This window comes from Autumnicola psychrophila, from assembly GCF_031846645.1.
Lineage (GTDB): Bacteria > Bacteroidota > Bacteroidia > Flavobacteriales > Flavobacteriaceae > Autumnicola > Autumnicola psychrophila.
The window spans coordinates 25,107-43,886 of sequence record NZ_JAVRHN010000009.1; the positions used below are offsets into that span (position 1 = coordinate 25,107).

General features: G+C 37.9%; 14 protein-coding genes. 7 read left to right on the forward strand and 7 right to left on the reverse strand.

Annotation, left to right across the window (positions count from 1 at the left end; translation table 11 throughout):
- The first annotated feature begins 5 nt into the window (after positions 1 to 5).
- From RM541_RS12450 to RM541_RS12465, 4 genes are all read left to right on the forward strand, one after another.
- Positions 6 to 995 carry a glycosyl hydrolase gene (locus tag RM541_RS12450; RefSeq protein WP_311500472.1) on the forward strand — a complete coding sequence of 330 codons (990 nt, stop codon included), beginning with the start codon at positions 6 to 8 and terminating at the stop codon, positions 993 to 995.
- Positions 973 to 2,949, forward strand: a complete 1,977-nt coding sequence (locus tag RM541_RS12455; protein WP_311500473.1) for a glycoside hydrolase — start codon at positions 973 to 975, stop codon at positions 2,947 to 2,949. Before RM541_RS12450 ends, RM541_RS12455 begins: the two co-directional genes overlap by 23 nt.
- Before the next feature lie 230 nt (positions 2,950 to 3,179).
- On the forward strand, positions 3,180 to 6,584 hold the full coding sequence (locus RM541_RS12460) for a PAS domain-containing protein (RefSeq protein ID WP_311500474.1): 3,405 nt from the start codon (positions 3,180 to 3,182) through the stop codon (positions 6,582 to 6,584).
- Positions 6,585 to 7,197: 613 nt separating this feature from the next.
- On the forward strand, positions 7,198 to 8,007 hold the full coding sequence (locus RM541_RS12465; protein ID WP_311500475.1) for an SDR family NAD(P)-dependent oxidoreductase: 810 nt from the start codon (positions 7,198 to 7,200) through the stop codon (positions 8,005 to 8,007).
- 122 nt (positions 8,008 to 8,129) lie between these two features.
- Here RM541_RS12465 and RM541_RS12470 read toward each other — a convergent pair whose 3' ends face one another.
- The 3 genes from RM541_RS12470 to RM541_RS12480 form a co-directional block, all read right to left on the reverse strand.
- Positions 8,130 to 9,002 carry a manganese catalase family protein gene (locus RM541_RS12470; protein WP_311500476.1) on the reverse strand — a complete coding sequence of 291 codons (873 nt, stop codon included), beginning with the start codon at positions 9,000 to 9,002 and terminating at the stop codon, positions 8,130 to 8,132.
- Positions 9,003 to 9,051: 49 nt separating this feature from the next.
- Positions 9,052 to 9,411, reverse strand: coding sequence for an SPW repeat domain-containing protein (locus RM541_RS12475; protein WP_311500477.1), 360 nt, complete (start codon positions 9,409 to 9,411; stop codon positions 9,052 to 9,054).
- Between the two features lie 801 nt (positions 9,412 to 10,212).
- Positions 10,213 to 10,995, reverse strand: coding sequence for a sterol desaturase family protein (locus RM541_RS12480; RefSeq protein WP_311500478.1), 783 nt, complete (start codon positions 10,993 to 10,995; stop codon positions 10,213 to 10,215).
- Positions 10,996 to 11,508: 513 nt separating this feature from the next.
- On the opposite strand from RM541_RS12480, the gene RM541_RS12485 reads away from it, so the two are divergent.
- The 3 genes from RM541_RS12485 to RM541_RS12495 all read left to right on the forward strand — a co-directional run bounded on the left by RM541_RS12485 (position 11,509) and on the right by RM541_RS12495 (position 13,075).
- On the forward strand, positions 11,509 to 11,718 hold the full coding sequence (locus RM541_RS12485) for a hypothetical protein (protein WP_311500479.1): 210 nt from the start codon (positions 11,509 to 11,511) through the stop codon (positions 11,716 to 11,718).
- 66 nt (positions 11,719 to 11,784) lie between these two features.
- Complete coding sequence (locus RM541_RS12490; RefSeq protein WP_311500480.1) at positions 11,785 to 12,246, forward strand: hemerythrin domain-containing protein; 462 nt, start codon at positions 11,785 to 11,787, stop codon at positions 12,244 to 12,246.
- Positions 12,247 to 12,334: 88 nt separating this feature from the next.
- Positions 12,335 to 13,075, forward strand: a complete 741-nt coding sequence (locus RM541_RS12495; RefSeq protein ID WP_311500481.1) for a TrkA C-terminal domain-containing protein — start codon at positions 12,335 to 12,337, stop codon at positions 13,073 to 13,075.
- A gap of 6 nt (positions 13,076 to 13,081) precedes the next feature.
- On the opposite strand, the gene RM541_RS12500 is transcribed toward RM541_RS12495, so the two are convergent.
- The 4 genes from RM541_RS12500 to RM541_RS12515 form a co-directional block, all read right to left on the reverse strand.
- Entirely contained in the window at positions 13,082 to 14,119 is a 1,038-nt protein-coding gene (locus RM541_RS12500) for a helix-turn-helix domain-containing protein (protein ID WP_311500482.1), read from the reverse strand.
- 981 nt (positions 14,120 to 15,100) lie between these two features.
- The gene (locus RM541_RS12505; RefSeq protein WP_311500483.1) at positions 15,101 to 16,678 is read right to left on the reverse strand and encodes an NADP-dependent glyceraldehyde-3-phosphate dehydrogenase; all 1,578 of its coding nucleotides are present in this window, start codon (positions 16,676 to 16,678) and stop codon (positions 15,101 to 15,103) included.
- Between the two features lie 272 nt (positions 16,679 to 16,950).
- Positions 16,951 to 18,267 carry an L-fucose:H+ symporter permease gene (gene fucP, locus RM541_RS12510; RefSeq protein WP_311500484.1) on the reverse strand — a complete coding sequence of 439 codons (1,317 nt, stop codon included), beginning with the start codon at positions 18,265 to 18,267 and terminating at the stop codon, positions 16,951 to 16,953.
- 141 nt (positions 18,268 to 18,408) lie between these two features.
- Positions 18,409 to 18,765 carry a response regulator transcription factor gene (locus tag RM541_RS12515; protein WP_311500485.1) on the reverse strand — a complete coding sequence of 119 codons (357 nt, stop codon included), beginning with the start codon at positions 18,763 to 18,765 and terminating at the stop codon, positions 18,409 to 18,411.
- Positions 18,766 to 18,780: the final 15 nt, after the last annotated feature.

An 18,780-nucleotide genomic window follows, 5' to 3' on the forward strand; every position in this document is an offset into this window, starting at 1 on the left:
TTTAAATGAAAAAATTACTCTTACTACTTGTGCTCCTCGTTAACGGAAATTGTTTTTCACAAACACCGGCAAATAAAAATGCCACCAAAGAAGCAAAGCAATTCCTAAGCTACATTTATTCCCTCGGGGATAGGGTACTTTCGGGACAGCACAGCTATAATGAAGAGCCGGAAAGCTATTACAATTTAGCTGAAGAAATCTCAGGTAACTTTCCTGCTGTTTGGGGAACAGATTTTTATTGGAACCGGGAAGATAATCCAGGTGACAGGATCGTAGAAGCGGCCCGAAAAAAACATGAAGAAGGTGCGATTATTACCCTTATGTGGCACGTCGGCAGGCCTATAGACAATCCTCCCTTTGGCTGGAGGACTAGTGTCCAGGCCGAGCTTTCTGATGCAGACTGGGAGCAACTTGTTACTACGGGAACTCCGCTCAACAAGCGCTGGCAGGACCAGGTAGACGTGGTGGCAGAATCTTTAAAAGAACTTCAGGAAGAAAATATTCCGGTGCTCTGGAGACCTTATCACGAAATGAATGGTGTATGGTTCTGGTGGGGAAATAAAAAAGGAGAAAAGGGTTTTAAAAAACTTTGGAAGATGTTATACGATCGCATGGTCAATTATCATCAGTTAAACAATCTTATCTGGGTCTGGAATGCGAACGGACCCAGAGATATTCCGAAGGATGAAGCTTTTCCTTATAAAGATTTTTACCCGGGCCACGAGTATGTTGACATTCTTGCAACAGATGTGTATCACTTTGATTACGAACAAAAAGATTACCAGGAACTTTTGAATTTAGCTGAAGGCAGACCTATAGCTCTGGGCGAAGTAGGCGAATTACCGAAAATTGACATTTTGGAGCAACAACCAAAATGGTCGTGGTTTATGGTTTGGTCGAATTGGTTAGAAACGGCAAATTCCCCTGAAAGGATAAAAGAAATATATAATTATCCCAAAACAATTACCCGAGATGAAGTTGAGATCGAAGATTAGCCTTATCAGAAACCTTTTACCGGCAATTACCCTCTTTACAATGCTGCTGGCATCAAAAAAAAGCTGTGCGCAGGCCGAGTTTACCACCTGGGGGAACATGACGGGAATACGGGTGGACAACCAATTAATGGAATTTAGCACCAGCCTGGCCCTGGTTAATAAAGATGACCGCACCTGGCGCACCCGAAAAGAAGGCCAGACCATAGATTTTAAAAGAAATGGTCAGGAAAAGCAATTTTCTTATGAAATGCAGGATATTAAGTGGACCAACTACATAGAATCTACCGGTAAAGGCGAAGCCAAAGTGGAAGTTAGCTTCAGCTCTCCAAGAGATACTCTAATAAAAGGCGCTTATTTTACTGTAGATCTTCCGGAAGAATTTGGAACAGAGACAGAATTCAGGCTTATTTCTCCTGATAAAATTGATCTCCGCGATATCCGCTCCAACTTTTCTGATGCAAAATATAAAGCCCCTGCCAAAGGTATTGTTGTAGAGTCGCCAACAAGGAAAATTGAGATCAATTTTGCCACACCTACTGAAGTTATCATTAAAACCGAAGATTCCTTAAACCCGGAGATAAGGCTGAATTTTGTCCTTGCTCACGGTCAGGTCGAGGCCGGTAAAACCTATGCAAATACTTTTACCATTAAAGCAACCGGGGAAATTGATACCTCACCATTAAACTTAAAAGTTTATCCCGACCAGGAAGGAGATAAATTTGACGGAATTGGAGGAAACTTTAGGCTTCAAAACCCCGAAACAGATCCTCAGGTAATTGACTATAGCCTTGAAAATCTAAGGGTTTCCTGGTCCCGTGTGGAAATGCCCTGGAGAGAATGGCATCCAAACGAAAATGAAGATCCTTTGGAAGAGGCCAGAAAAGGAAATCTCCATCCAAAAGTAAAGGCAGCTATGGAAATGGCGCAACGCCTGGACCAAAAAGGTATTCCTGTAATTCTTGCCGCGTGGTTTGCACCCAACTGGGCTATTATTGGAGAACCCTTTAAAGGAAAACATCCCGATGGTACTATGGGGAACTCCCTTGATCTTTCCAGGAAAGATAAAATCTACAACTCCCTTACCTCCTACATAAAATTCCTCAAGGAAGAGTACGGAGTAAAAACAGTCATGTTCTCTTTTAATGAATCTGATTTGGGAATAGATGTAAGGCAAACTGCAGAAGAACATAATGAACTGATCAAGGAGCTGGGAAAAAAATTCCGTTCTGAAGGTCTTCAGACTAAATTTCTTTTGGGAGATACTGCAGATGCCAATGGATGGGATTTTACCACCCTTGCCTCTACAGATCCTGAAGCCATACCTTTTATTGGAGGAGTGTCTTTCCACTCCTGGAGGGGTTGGACAAGGGAAAACCTTCTAAAATGGGCAGACATTTCCAATCGTGTAGATGCACCTCTTTTTATAGGCGAGGGAAGTATAGACGCCGGAGCATGGCGCTATCCTCAAATTTTTGAAGAACCCACCTATGCTTTGGACGAAATAGATGTTTACCTGAAAATCCTTAGGACTGCCACACCTTTAACGATTTTACAATGGCAGCTTACTGCAGATTACTCTCCACTTTCTGGCGGTGGTATCTTTGGAAATGATGAGGATGAGCTTTATCCAACGCAACGTTTCTTTAATCTTGAACAGTTAGGCTCCACTCCAAAAGGGCTTTTTGCTATTCCAATAAATAAGGACAAGGAAACAGTTACGGCAGCCGCATTTGGCGACAAAAGCAAAGGATCCTATGCAATCCACCTGGTGAATAAAGGAGCTACAAGAGACGTAAATTTAACCGGTCTACCGGATAGTGTAAACAACATGAAAATTTACCTTACTAATAGAGAAAATTCTTACAAAAAAATTAGGACGATAGAAGTTAAAAATGGGGAAGTAAATTTTGAACTTGAAGGGGCCAGTTATGTTTCCCTCTTCTCCGAAAATTAATATAAAATGCTAAAAATAAGTGAGCAGCTCCTCCCCGGTGTTGCTTTTTTATAATCATATAATAAACTAAAAATCTCTCTGGAATAGTAATAGTAGTATGCTTTATTTCTGAAATTAATCGATTGTAAAAACAGCAAATTTTTGTTAATTTGTTAATCCTTTGCTAATGAAGGTGATTAACCATTTTATCAGTATTCAGGAGCGTCGCCCCAAAACGGCCTCATACTTATATGACTCTACCAGAATTAAAAGCCGTCTTCGGACTGTTTCCTATTGCAGCTGCTGTAATTGAACCCGAAAATTTATCCATTCATCTATCGAATGATAAATATGCCCGACTCATTGCTAAGAAAAAATACTTTCCCTCAGCTGAAAATGAAGAATATAATTTATCATATGCTCAGGATTTCCATTTTGTTAATGTAGAACACCAACAGGATATTTTAAGCTCCCTAAAACAGGTTCAGGAGTCAAAAAAAGAAAATGTTTTAACATGCCAAACCTGTTCTGCTTCAAATGAAGAAAATGCTTTAGTTCCTTTATTCCTCAAAATTACTCATCAGCCCATAATGGCTGATAATGGAAGTTTAATTTATATTCTTCAGACTATTGAGAAAACAGATGAGGAAATGTATGCAGAAAGATATGTTCAAAAAGATTTTCAACTTTTGATGAACAACTTTCCCGCAATTACTTACCGTTGTTTACCCGATGAAGACTGGACAATGAAATACCTCAGTTCTGAGGTAGAAACTATCACCGGTTATCCGGCCTCAGATTTTATTGATAATGGAAAAAGAACCTTTGCCAGTATTATTCATCCAGATGATTTGAAGCTCACCTATAGCGCCTTCGATCAGGTAAAAAAGAAAAAAACATATTTTGCAGAGTACAGGATTATTAGAAATGGTGGTGAAATTATATGGGTCCAGGATCGCGGCACCGGTATTCTTTCTTCTGAAGGAAAGCTTTTATTTATAGATGGAGCACTTACCGATGTTACCGAGAAACTTCTCCAACAAATAAAAATTGAACATTATAATAGAAGATTTGAGGCTCTCGTTCAGGAGGCTTCAGATATAATTGCTATTTTGGATAAGAATGCCATAATAACTTTTGCCAGTGCCAGTGCAGAAAAATTACTTGGATATACTGCCGCGGAGTATCTGGAGAAAAGTATATTTGATTTTATACATCCCGAAGATGTAGGATTAGTACAGGGTAAATTTGCAGAACTTAACCATCAGAAACAGGGAAAAACACCACCATTCCGCTTCCGAAATAAAGAAGGAAATTTCCGGTGGTTACAGTCAAAGGCAACAAACTTACATCATGATCCTGCTGTACGCGGCATCGTAGTTAATTCCAAGGATATAACTACCGAGTATTTGCACAAAAAAGAACTGCAAAAAGCCAATGAACGTTATCGCCTCGCCAACAAAGCCACTAATGATGCTTTGTGGGATTACGACATTTTTAGAAAGGAAATCCATTGGGGAGAAGGTTACAAGAAAATTTTTGGATACAATGCTACCCATGCTTCCTTAGACCTCCAAAAGCCAAAATTATATAGGCCCATTCATCCAGAAGATGTAGAGGCTGTGGTTAAAAGCCTGAAACAAACTTTGGAAAACCCGGAAAAAGAGGATTGGAAAGCAAGTTACAGATATTACAGAGCAGATGGCTCGTCAGCCGCTGTAGTCAACCGAGCTACTATTTTAAGAAACAAGAAAGGTAAGGCAAAAAGAATTGTAGGCGCACTTCAGGATATTAGTGAGGAGAAAAACCGTGAGGAACAAAAAAATCTTATTTCCGGAATACAGAAAGACATTTATAATTCTTCCAGTTTCAAGGAAGGACTTGGTAAAATGATGAAGCGCCTCATCCAGTATTTTGATGTAGACCTTGCAGAATTATGGCTTACCTCTATAGATGATAAACACCTCAACCTGATATGTCAGGAAACCACAACTTCTATTGGAGACCAATTTGTTAATGACAATAAAGAAGTTATAGCCCTTCAAAAAGGAGAAGGTCTCCCCGGAGAAATATGGGAAAAGAAAAACCTCCAATCCTGGGATAGAAATCGGCTTGATTCCTTTATTAGAGATAATAGAAAATTTACGAGAGCCTACGGAATCCCTCTAAAAAGTGAAGAAGCAATAATTGGGGTGTTCTCGTTTTATAGTCAGAAGAACCAGGAAAATAAACAAAAATTCATTGAGATACTTGAGGTCATAAATAAAGAAATTGGACTGCCAATTCTTCATAGGAAAAAAGAAGAAGAATTGAATAGCTTTTTTAATCTTGCCAATGAACTTTTATGCATTGTAGGGATGGATGGCTTTTTTAAAAGAGTTAATCCTGCATTTTCGAAAAGCCTTGGGTATACTGAAGAAGAAATTTACAATATTCCCTATGCCGAAATTCTTCATCCTGAACATATAGAAGCTGCAAAAAATGAACTAGTTAAACTCCAGGCAGGAGCAACAACCTCTTTTGAAGCCAGGTACTACCATAAGAACGGTAGTATCTTATGGATCTCCTGGACGACATCCCCTGTTCCAGGTGAAGGTCTTGTTTATGCTGTGGGTAAAGATATAACTTCTTCCAAACGTTCGGCTGTCCAGCTTCTGGAGAGTACACAGAAATTAAAACACGCCCAGGAAATTGCAAAATTGGGATATTGGAGCCGGCCTTTAAAGTGTGAAGAATTTCAGTGGTCTTCTGAAGTATATAGAATCTTAGAGCTATCTCCCGAGGATTTTGTTCCAAACCTTGAGAATGTCAAGAATATATTTCATCCAGATGACAGGCATTTTCTAAATAAAACGATCCATAAAAATCATTTTCAGGATTTCGAGCACCGTATAATCACATCCAAAGGCCAAATAAAGTGGGTCCTGCAGCGGGTAAAATTAATAACAGATGATCAAAACAGACCTTTGCGACTGGAAGGTATAATTCAGGATATTAACGAGAAAAAAGAAAAAGAACTCCAAATCCATATTAGTAACAACCGTTTTAAGAAGGCGATGAAGGCCACAGAGGAAATGATATGGGACTGGGACCTTAATACAGATATCACAGTTCGCGGAAAGAGCTTTTATAACGTCTTTGGTTTCAAATCTTCTTCCACAACTACTTCACAAGATTTCTGGTTCAGTAATATCCATCCTGAAGACAGGGAAAAAGTAAGAAAATCCCTTTACAAAGCACTAAAAGGTAAAAGAAGAAAGAAATGGGCGATGCACTACCGGTTTATTAAAGCCAATGGTGAGCTGGCCCACATTTCAGATAAAGCCTTTATTGTACGAAATAAAGAAAAAGAAGCCGTACGAATTGTTGGTGCTGCAAGAGATATTACGCGCTCCAAAGAAATGATTCATGAAATCCAACATCAAAATAAGCTTCTAAAGGATATCACCTGGATTCAATCCCATGAAGTAAGAGCCCCGTTAAGCAGAATAATGAGTCTCGTGGAGCTACTCCCTGAAGCTAAAGATAAAAAGGATCAGGAAGAAATTCTTAATTACTTAAAGCACTCTGCTAAAGAACTGGATGATGTTGTTCGCAATGTGGTAAGTAAGTCGGAATATTTGGGGAAAAATGATTTGCATGAAGGGGTCGATTGAAAAAAATATGCAGAAGACGGAGATAATCTCAAAGGTATATAAATTGATTTCAATCTAGTATGAAAATTGGTCTATTTGGTCTGTCTCCCTTTACCAATTCAGGCTTCGAATTCCTCTTTCTTTCTAGCACCCATAGTAATTTTTCATCCTGTATTTTTTAATCTTCCTCCTGAAATATTTATGATGAAATCAAGATGTTACAGAGGAAAACTTCAGTTCCTGAAGGCATTTTTATTCATTTTTTAGTGCTAGAGAAATAGCTGTTCTAAAGTTAGGCAGTAAAACCGAAAATTTATCCCTGCCGGATTTTAAAATATTATTGTTTTAGGGTAAATGCTTCTTTCACAGCTCTCTACAGGTCTAAAATTGCCATTTCGCACCTAACACAGTACATCAGAAGCCTTTCTCTTCGTATTAAAATAGTAATTGATTACTACTTATGCATTAGGGCAAAAAATTGATAATTATTGTTCAAAGTCAAAAATATTTCGAAATTTTTTGCCAATTCTTACCACCTTTAATAAGGTTAAAACATCTTTTATGATATTCTTAAAACAGAGATAGATGGGAGCTACTTAACTTAAAGGGAATACAATTTTAAAAAAAGAATGTTATGGAAAAAAACGAGAAACAAACAGTATTAATTACCGGAGCAACAAGCGGAATAGGCAGAGCACTTGCCAACAAATTTGCAAGCAACGGGTATGATGTTATAGCAGTAGCGCGTAACGAGGAAAAATTAAAAGAAGTTACAGAAGAACTTCAGAAAAAGCACAATATAGAAGTATTTACTATTAAAAAAGATCTTGCCAGCGATGGAGCTGCAATGGAAGTCTATAACGAAGTAAAGCAAACGAAACGTACAGTAAACATTTTAGTTAATGATGCCGGAATAGGACAACGGGGAAAATTTGTAGATATTCCTAAAGAAAAAGATTCAGAATTAATTCATCTCAATGTCCTGGTACTTACGCAACTCACCAAACTCTATGCGAAGGAAATGGTGGAAAGAGATGAAGGACGAATTCTTAATCTAGGTTCTGTAGCCGGATTCCAGCCGGGGCCGCTGCTTGCCGTATATCACGCCACAAAAGCTTTTGTAGTCTCTTTCTCTGAAGCTTTGGCTACAGAACTGGAAGATATGGGTAGCGCTGTGACTATTACCTGTTTATGCCCGGGACCAACGGACACAAATTTCTTCTCCAGGGGTGACATGGAAAATACAAATGTGGTGGCACATAAAGATAAATTAATGGAATCTCCTGAAAAAGTAGCTGAAGAAGGTTATGATGCTTTGATGAAAAATGAACGTACACATATTCCCGGAGCTTCAAATAAAGTAATGACTTTTACCCGCCGGGTAATACCTAAAAGTCTTCAGTCTAAAATTCAGAAAAAGTTTTACGAAACCCATGAAGAGTAAGCCAATTTCACAATTGGATGCCCTTGAATTCTAAAGATAGAAAAACTAAAAATGCCCGAGAAAAATTTCGGGCATTTTTAGCTTTGGACTGGATTGTATTCCTTCAACTCCTAAACAGCAAATCAATCCTTTATTTTCTTAAATGCAGATTTGATAAAAGAATCGTTTTCCATCATTTGTTCCTTTTGGGCAAACCCTGCAGGATGCGCTGCTCCTAAATCTGGTTTACGTCCCTGGGGTGTTGCTTTTTCAAAAGAAAAACTACCTTTTCCATCTATAGATTTACCTTCACTCCACCTACCATGTGCTTTGGAATCACCATTTATGTGGGTGGAAAGGAAATTGTAATTAAAGTTTTGATTTTCCTTTTCCTGAGGAAAGCTATTTGGGATTGGGTGCACTCCTTCTGGCCCACCTAATTCTTCCAGCACCGCGAGCCACTGATTCTGGTGCATTGTATCCCGCGCAATTAAGAAGGATAGCATATCTTTCATTCCCTTATCGTCAGTTGATTTCCATAATCTTGTGGCGAGAACTCTACCTGCAGATTCTGCCATTACATTGGCGTACATATCGGCAGCCAGGTTTCCTGTACCTACCACCCAGGAGCCATTAAATGGAACTCCATTACTATCTACTGCCATTGCAGCCATTCCGCTGGAAAGTATATGCCTGGGATTGGCACCGCCCATAATTTGCTCCATAAAGGGATCTTTTGCAGCTTCATCCTTTACATCGTTGGTCGCACCCTCAAGATTTAGTGCCACTGCTGTTGCCAGCAGTTCAATATGAGCCATTTCCTCTGTGCCTGTTTCCAGAAGCATATCTCTGTATTTTTCAGGTCCTCTGGCGCCCCAGGCCTGGAAAAGATATTGCATGCATACTTTCATTTCTCCTTCTATGCCGCCGATTGCCTGCTGCAACATTTTTGCAAATTGTGGATTAGGTTTGTCAACCTTTACATCGTACTGTAATTTTCCGTCGTGATAAAACATGTTTAAATAAATTTAGAATGGTTAATAAATAATCTTCAGACTGTTACTGTTAAGTTGTTGTTCTTCTTACAGTGGGTTCCCTCTTTTCTGTGAGCAAAACTGCCCCTACTTCTATTATTCCCAATATTACAAACGGAAGATAGACCTCATTAGCAAATCCAAAAATCCAGGGAGCGGTCGCGAGAAAAATTCCTGCAACCATGTCTATCCCCAGATGTACCTTCATTGGAATAATACCAAAAGCTCCTAATTCGTATTTCGTCAAGAGGCTGTAGATTATTGTCCCTGCCCCCAGAACGATTGGAAGAGTTGTTGCCGCCCCACCGGGAAAATTGAAAATCCAGGGAGAAGCAATTAATAATACCCCCATCATGTAATCCAAATAACCGTGAATCTTTGTACTTATCATATAGACATTTTTTAAATTATACTTCAAAAAGAATGGATAGAAGCCTGATTATCTTTTTTGGGGAGCACCTTCTACTAGAGCTCAAGTTAAAATAATGCTCTACTGCTCTACGTTAATCCCGTACTAAACATATGTTACAGAAAAAATAAAAAAAAAGAGGAATAGCACTACTGAGGACTTAAAGCTATAACTGATAATGATAAAAAGGTTTATTTGTTTCGTAACAACCAAATAGAAATGAAGAATGTCACCAACCGGTTTAATTTTTCTTCTGAATATTGTTGATCTTGAACCGGCTTTTTGGAACGGCAGGGAAAAGGCTCATACTGATTCTCTCCAGATTTTCACAAAATTTTCTGTTATATGATCTACAGGGTGTGTTTCATCATCTGTTCCCTGGACTCCGCCCTCACCAAAAAGTGTTTTCTGAAATCTTTTTGGTGTAGTACCTTTCCTTTAAAATCTGTTTTGATTATAAAGGATTTCTGCAGCTTTATCTTCTTTTAGTACAATGGCTTTTTAAAAAATGTGAGTTTTGTGAAGTCCTTATTCTTTCTTCAAATTTTTCGAAAAATGCATATCCTTTAAGTGCTATTCCGAGGTACTTTCCATAATTTCTTCTTTAATAACTGAAACAAAACAATTCAGTATACGTTTTCGCAGTTTTAAGTTACCTTAAAGGTTAAGTAATAAGGAGAACCTCAAACGGCTTAAGAGTATTTAACCTTTACGGAATATTTAATTTTTAGGAAGATGTGGAGTTAGCAGAAAGACGATAAACATTTCAACTCCTTATTTTTTTCACCTACCTGAAGTCTTAGCCTTAGCAGCTTCTGAAATCTCCATTTTTGAACTTTCAGTCTTCATCCATTTATCCCAAAAAGTAAAATAGAGTCCATAATTTGTCTGAAATTCTTCATGATGATAATGATGATGGGTTGCTCCAATAAAATGCTTTCCAAATTTGCTATTCTGAAAAGATTCAGGATAAATTTCAATATCCAGATGATTTATTACACTGCTTAAGGTCATTAACAACAGGTATACTCCCAGGACAGCAAAATGAACAGGAATTAGAAGAAGAATTGCGGGTAAAATTAAAGCCTCCAGCAAAGATTCCCATGGATGAAAAGAAAAAGCAGTCCACGGAGTTGGTGTAAGGCTGTCATGATGAACTTTGTGTACTTTTCTAAATATTTTGGGATGATGCATCCACCTGTGTACCCAGTAATAATAGGTTTCGTGAATAAACAATATCACCAGCAAACTCACCGGAAGGTACCAGTAGCCAAACTCAGCAGGATCTAGATAGATAGCTGTATATCCGTTCTGCCAAAGCCAATACGTCCATGCCCCAAAAATGGCAAATATCGCCGAAGAGATAACGCTCCAGCCAATTTCCTTCTTTAGCTGGTCCTTTCTTAATTTTCTGCGACTTAATATTCTTTCCTGAAACCTGCCCGAGTTCCATACAAAATAGTAGTAATAGAAAAATCCTGCAGCCAGCAAATACCTTAATAAAACTGCACAAAACAGGATTAGAAGACATATCAGGAATCCCGATGGTTCATTTACGTCGATCATTATTTATTGTTGTACTTAAAAATCTTGATGAGTCAAGATAACAGAAAAAATCAGGTAAAGGTTTTTAGACAGAAATTATAACATTTTTTTAAGCAGAAACAGGTATATCAGTTATAGTCGCGTGCCGATCCGGATCTATCCTGTTATCTGTGTACTTTTCGCCGGAAAATTTTAAAATTCTTCTTTCTTCTGAAGGAATTTTGTTGCCCCTATTACGATTTCGACCCTGAGACCGGTGAGATCGCTACTTGTTGCCTGGTAAGGTTCACTTTAAGAAAACGAACAGATTAAACTGAAGAATCTACAGGGAAAAGTTCTTGTTATGGTGATGATCTATATGCCCTGCAAGACTGCCTGAACAAGATTGGTTGCTGATATGAGGAATATTGAAAAACAGGTAGCTGAAAAGGACCTCGACAAAGTAAAATTTATAATGGTAAGCATAGATCCTGAAACAGAAATACCTCAGCGATTAAAGCCATTCTCCAAAGAAAACTTTGTGCAAAACACCCAATGGAAATCCCTAAGAGGAACTTCCGGAGACAACGGGAAATTACTGCTGTGCTTGCTGTTAGCAATAAGCAAATATCACCCATAGATTTGTCACACTCCAACATTATAAGTGCTTTTGACGAAGATGGGGTTATGGTTCACCAGCAGGAAGGACTGGACGTAGATAATGAAGAAATAGTGGCAGCAATTAATCTTGAAGTTTCAAACTAAGGTTTAGGTACTTTGTGTTGAATTTCACGACAGCATTACTTATTTTATCAGCTAGTAAAAGCAACCATGAAAAAGCCACTTAAACGCCATAAAGCTTTAATACCACTTAGCCGGCAACACCATTACGGATTACTACTTTCCTGGAAACTCAGAGAAGGTTTTAAAAAGAATATTGATCTTGAACGAATGAAAAATTACACCGACTGGTTCTGGCAATACCATCTCATTCCTCATTTTGATACTGAAGAACAGCACATCTTTCCAATTCTTGGAAGGGAAAATGATCTGGTAAGAAAAGCAATTACAGAACACCGAAGGCTGAAAGACCTATTTAACGAAGCAGTAGAAGTTAAATCTGCTTTGCAGGCAATTGAAGAGGAACTTCAAAGCCACATAAGATATGAAGAGCGTGTTTTATTTCAGGAAATACAGGAGATCGCGACTCCTGCACAATTAGCAAAAATTGAAGAAATCCACCAGGAAAGTAAAACCGCTGAAGAATGGGAAGACGAGTTCTGGTTAAAATGAAATTTATATTGTTGGGTTCAATCCACTTTCCCTGCACCACCTTCTTTGGATAAATCTTTTTATCTTACTTCGCTAAAAAATAATTTAGGTGACAGCAATTATTTCTTTATTAATAATTATTTCCCTGTCGATTCTGGCTACGCGTATAGCTACGTTAGCATTGATTCATACAGGCATGTCGAAAGAAACGGCAAAATTCCAGGCTCGCTCTGCCTTTATGGGAGTCGGCTTTACGACTAAAGAATCAGAAATGGTCGTAAACCATCCTGTTAGAAGAAAAATTTTAACGCTTCTTATCTTTCTTGGAAACGCCGGAATCATCACTACTGTATCTTCAGCTATCTTTAGTTTTATCTCTCTGGAAGGTTCCGGTTTTCTTTCTCTTGAAGTACTGGTGCTGTTTTCAGGTTTAATCCTCCTTATTTTCCTGACTCAAAGTAAATGGATTGACAAAAAATTGTCGGTTCTAATTAATAAGGCGCTAAGTAAATATACCCAGCTGGATGTAAGGGATTATTATAACCTTTTAAACTTAGAAGGAGACTACCGGGTGACGGAAATAAAAGCTTTAGAATCACACTGGATCACAGGAAAATGTCTTCAAGATTTAGAACTCGACAAAGAAGGCCTTTTGGTGCTAGGCATAAAAAGGGCTAATGGAGAATTTACGGGAGCGCCGACAGGTACAACAGAAGTTAAGGAAGGTGACATTGCAATTATCTACGGGCATGGATCGCTGCTGAACTCTCTGGAGAAAAGACAGCAGGGAAACGAAGGAAATCAGCAGCACAAAGATACCAGCAAAGCAAAATCAGAAGAAGAAAGATAAAAAATTCTAATCTTTAAGATCCTCTTCCCCTTTGTCCTTATACGATTTCAAAAAATACCTTGGACTTACACCATACTTTTCTTTAAAAATTTTAGAAAAATAGCTTCGGTTGTTCAGCCCTATTAGGTTAACGATTTCAGAAATATTATGATCTGATGTCGTCAACATTTGTTTGGATGCATCCAGTTTTACCTGTTGTACATATTTGTTTACAGTGAGTCCATATAAATGTTTAAAACCTTCCTGAAGTTTATTTACATTAGTCCCTACTTCTTTCGCCAGATGCTCTACAGAGTAATTCTGGTTTAGGGCATCATTAATTATCCTGCTGGCTCTTTCTACTTTTTCTACATCAGATTTTCTTAGGATCTGCGGAAGGTTATCTACCTGATTATCATCTTTATATTGACGGATTTGAAGTGTTAACATCTCATAGAGCTTTGCTTCAACAAAAAGTGACCTCAAAAAACCGTCAAGTTCCTTTTGATGTATTTCCTCAACAATATCTGCAGATCTCATGCTATAGTGACCCTGATAGAAAAATTTTTTCTCTGCAACAGAGTCCTCAAATAAAGTCTTTAAATCTGAAGGAATTCCTTTATAATGATGATTTTGCCGGCGATTAAAAATGCTTCGCATGATCTCTATGCTGGTTACATGTACCTTTTTATTAGCCTTAAACTTAAGAAGATGACCGTTTTCTCCACTGCTCGAAACTATTACGTTCTGATAGGTCTCAATAGTGTGCCTGTCATTATCTTCATTAAAGCCATGATCTGCCTCACCTTCTGAACAAAAAATAAACTTAAGGGGGTGAGTTTCTTTCTTTATAAATGTGATTTCATAATCGCTAAAAAAAGTACAGTTATATTCAATAACCCCGATTCCAGAATCAAAACTTGTCCCTTGAATAAAACCTTCTCCAAGTACTTCCGGCACTTTAATAGTTAATTCACCACTGTCGTTATCTATAGGTATCTCCCATTGTTGCGAAAGATCTTTAATAATGTCCTCTACAGGTAAAGCAGTTACAGAAATTCCCATCTTGTATTTTTAATTTTATATTTTATTAGATTCAACTCCTTCATGGAAGAATTGATCTATTTCTATTTTTAATTCGGATTATCTAATTTCAAAGAAGGCCAAGAGTATTATTCTAATATTAAAAAATAATTATTATATAAAGCTAAAATCGTGTTATTTCTATGATAAATATGTCCAAAAACGGCAAACGAGACAGGAATAATAGATCAACTTTGCGCCGATAGTAATTTGGTCCAAAACCAAAATAAAGAAAACAGATTGACATATATTTATCTAATTGGTGCTCTTGAAATACTCGTAGTATTAATAGTGGCTTATTCTTTAATAATGAAAATAAATAATATTAAAGAAGGAACAAGGTCAGCAAGAACTCCCTTTAGTTCTCTACGGAATCGTCGGCTCCCTTTTTTCCCAGGTAATTATTTTTCCGCCTCTAAGGATTCAGAAAAAAGAGAAGGCTGTAACAACTGCGGAATTTAATAAAAACTTTTCTTCAGCAAACACTGAATATTCCTTACTACAGGCCGAAAATTGCCATTTTTAACCTGTCATCTCAGGAACGTATATTTTTGAACAGCAATATTCCTACTGAAACTAATATTAAAGAACTTACAAGCACCAAAAGCGGGAAATGATCATTAAAAAAAGGCAATCCAAGCCATAATGAAGCCCCTTTATAGAAAATTAAAGCTTCGGAAAGCACAAAACCGGTGAAATAGAGCCAAAATACAGGTTTTTGGAGCTTCATCAGCTTAAAATGCTGAAAATAGGTAAATAAGTAACTTCACCAGGGTTTTCACACTCATAGGTACCCCTACATTTTTCACAAGAAAACCAACAGAAACTGAAATCTTCAGTATTTCTTTTTCAGCAAAAAAAACCGGAAGCTGAAAAAGGCAATTATCGCCCTTCAGTTTCCGGTATTAATAATTTATGATATAATAATTTCTTCAGTTAAAAATTACTGAAGAAATTTGAGAGTTACAGAATATAATCTGTATTTACAAAATTAGATTCTTTACTCGCCAGTAATTTCTGTAGGATATCGTTGTTATAAGGGTTGTCCTTGGAAGCAACAAATGTTCGTATGGAGAACGATCTTAGCGCATCATGGACGCTCAATGTCCCTACAGCAGAATCTTTTCTTCCTGTAAATGGAAAAACGTCTGGTCCTCTCTGGCAGGAACTATTTAAATTCACCCTGCAAACAAGGTTTACCAACGTATCAATAAGCGGAGCGATCTGCTCAATATCCTTTCCAAACAAACTTACCTGCTGGCCGTAATTTGAGTCGGCAATTTCGTCCAGTAATTTTTCAATAGAATTAAACGGTTTTATTGGAATTACAGGTCCAAATTGTTCTTCCTGGTACACCCGCATATCCTGCGTCACCGGATAAAGCACCGCCGGAAAAATATAATTTTCAGAAACCTGTCCACCTTTAGCATTCAGGATTTCGGCACCTTTTTCTTTGGCATCTGTAATTAACTCCTGGATATATTGTGGTTTATCGGGTTCTGGTAGCGGAGTAAGCTGTACTTTTTCATCCCACGGATTTCCGAATTTAAGTTCGTCTACTTTTTGAGCAAAACGTTTATTAAATTCTTCTCGAATATCTTCATGAACATGAATAATCTTAAGTGCAGTACAACGCTGTCCGTTAAATGATAAAGTTCCCGAGATACATTCCGCAATAGCCAAATCCAGGTCCGCATCGGGAAGGATAATTGCAGGATTTTTTGCTTCAAGCCCCAGAACAAGTCTCAGCCTGTTCTTATGCGGGTGCTGATCCTGTAAGGCAATAGCAGATTTGCTGTTTCCTATTAACGCCAAAACATCAATCCTACCATCTTTCATAATTGGCGCAGCCACTTCTCTTCCCCTGCCGTAAATCACGTTCACCACTCCCGGAGGAAAACTGTTTCTAAACGCTTCCAATAACGGAGATAAAAGCAGTACCCCATGTTTAGCGGGTTTAAAAATAACCGTATTACCCATAATCACCGCGGGAATGAGTAAAGCAAATGTTTCATTAAGAGGATAATTATATGGTCCAAGACACAACACAACTCCTAATGGCCCACGACGAATATGCGCATTTACGTTATCGCGCTTTGAAAATTTAGCGCTATTGCGGTCCAGTTGTTTATAATCTTCTATGGTGTCGTAAATGTACTCCACGGTACGGTCAAATTCCTTTTCTGAATCTGGTAAAGATTTTCCAATCTCCCACATAAGCAATTTCACCACTTCCTCCCGTTTGGTTTTCATCTGCTCCACAAACTTTTCCATACACTTAATCCTGAAGGAAACTTTCGCTGTCGGCCAGGTTCCTTTGCCCTTGTCAAAAGCTTTACAGGCATGATCCAGAACTTCCAAAGCCGTGGCTTCATCCATATGTGGTATAGTGCCCAATAAAGTTTTACTATATTCAGAAGTTGAAGAAATCGTGGAGTGCACTTCATCTTTTTTACCATTCCAGGTTTTCAGCTCTCCGTTGCCTAAATAGGTTTCCTGATGTAAAAGTTCGCTAATTTGAGAATAATTTGAATTACTCATAATTCGATGATTGGTTTGAAATAAAATTATAGAATTTCTGTTGATAATATCAGTGCAAGAGACACTATATTGCTCATACTACAAAAAAAATAATCGAAATCACACATCTCCTTTTAAATTGTCTTAATAATTACAGCTTTACGATGGACACGCTGATTCAGATTTTCTAAAAAGTGATTTAAAATATATTTTTTGGGAACAATGACTTTAAGTGCTTTAAAAATTTCCCAACAGAATTCAGTATTATTTATATCAATGAAGATTATAACTATTCAGTTCTGAATATCAATCCTCTGTTTTGATGCCCAGAAGCCATAGATCATAATTAGAACAAAACACAGCACAGGTAAAATAAAAGAAAAGTTGACTTCAGAAACACCTAAAATATCATAATCGTCTACAGCAGCACCTCCCAGGTCTATGATCATTCCCTGTAATTTCGGCATTAATGCGCCACCCACAATAGCCATTACCAATCCCGCAGCTCCTATTTTAGATTCTTCCTCTTTTAAACCTTCCAGTGCTATACCATAAATGGTGGGGAACATAACAGACATAAATAAAGAAGTAGCTACAAGGCTGTAAAGACCAATTGTTCCTTCAACAAAAATCACTGTTGTACAACTCAGCACACCCAAAACTGCAAAAATACCAAGAAGTCTCCCGGGGTCCATAAATTTTAAAAGATATGTTCCTATGGCACGTCCCGCTGTAAAAAGCACAAATGCAGACAACTGATAATTGGCAGCCACACTACTGGAGATATTTATAGATTCGGCATACTGATAAATGTAGGTCCAGCACATAATTTGTGCGCCAACATACATAATTTGCGTGAATACCCCGAAATAGTAACGCTTGTTCCCGGCCAAGGCCGAAAAGGTTTCGGATAATGGCGGAATGCCTCCATCCTCTTTCGCTTGTGGCATTTTGTTCACGACAATAAGAATAAAGACTATAAGTACCACAAGACCCAGTCCAACATAGGGATCGCGGATACTCATTAAATCTGTTGTTCTTATAATAGTTTTCTGTACCTCCTCTAATTGAGAATAATTCGCAATATCATCTGATCGTAACTTATCCAGAATAAAAAACTTGGCAACCAGTAATCCGGCCAACAATCCTACTGGATTAAAAGCTTGCGCCAGATTTAGCCGTTGCGTCGCAGTTTTCGCCGGTCCCATGGAAAGTATATAAGGATTTGCAGTAGTTTCCAGGAAAGCGAGACCAAAGGTCAGAATATATAAGCCAAGACAAAAGAACCAGAATTGTTCTGATGTGGCCGCGGGATAAAATAAAAGCGCCCCTGCAGCATATAATCCTAACCCGATCAAGACACCTGTTTTATAGGAATATTTCCTCACAAAGAGCGCTGCCGGCAGTGCCATACAGAAATATCCGCCATAAAACGCCATTTGCACCCATGCCGCCTGGGAATTACTTAACTCCAAAACTTTTTTAAAAGCCTGCACCATGGGGTCTGTTACTGCATTTGCAAAACCCCACAGTGCAAATAGAGAAGTGATAAGAATAAATGGCAGAAATAACTTAGCGGGGACAACAGGTGATTTGGATGAATTGGCCATTAAACTAAATGATATTTTTAGAGAAGATCAAAATCTACAAATAAACTTAAGTTATTCTGAAAACTTTGGGTGTCCTAAGATTTCCTGGAATACCTTAAAAAAATTTCTTTGAAAAAGATAAATTTCACCTATAAAAAGCTGCTAACTTTCCAGCTGCTTACTAATTCTTGAGCAAAGATCATTTAAATCAAAAGGTTTTGAAATAAAGTCTACAGCTCCCACTTCTTTGTTCCTGCTGGGATTTTCATGTGCGGACATTAGGAAGACGGGAATGTGATTTTTATTTGAGCTAAGAGTAAGGTCTCTGCATATATCTAGTCCATTACCGTCTGGTAACATGATGTCCAATAGAATAAGATCTGGATCTTCCTGAGGTAAATAAGATTTAAATCCTTCTGCAGTGGCAAAACTCTGTACCTTATATTCCCTGCTCATAAGGAGATACTCTAATAATTCGCGGATATCATCGTCATCCTCTACAATAAAAATCTGCTTCATGGTGTAAAAATACGC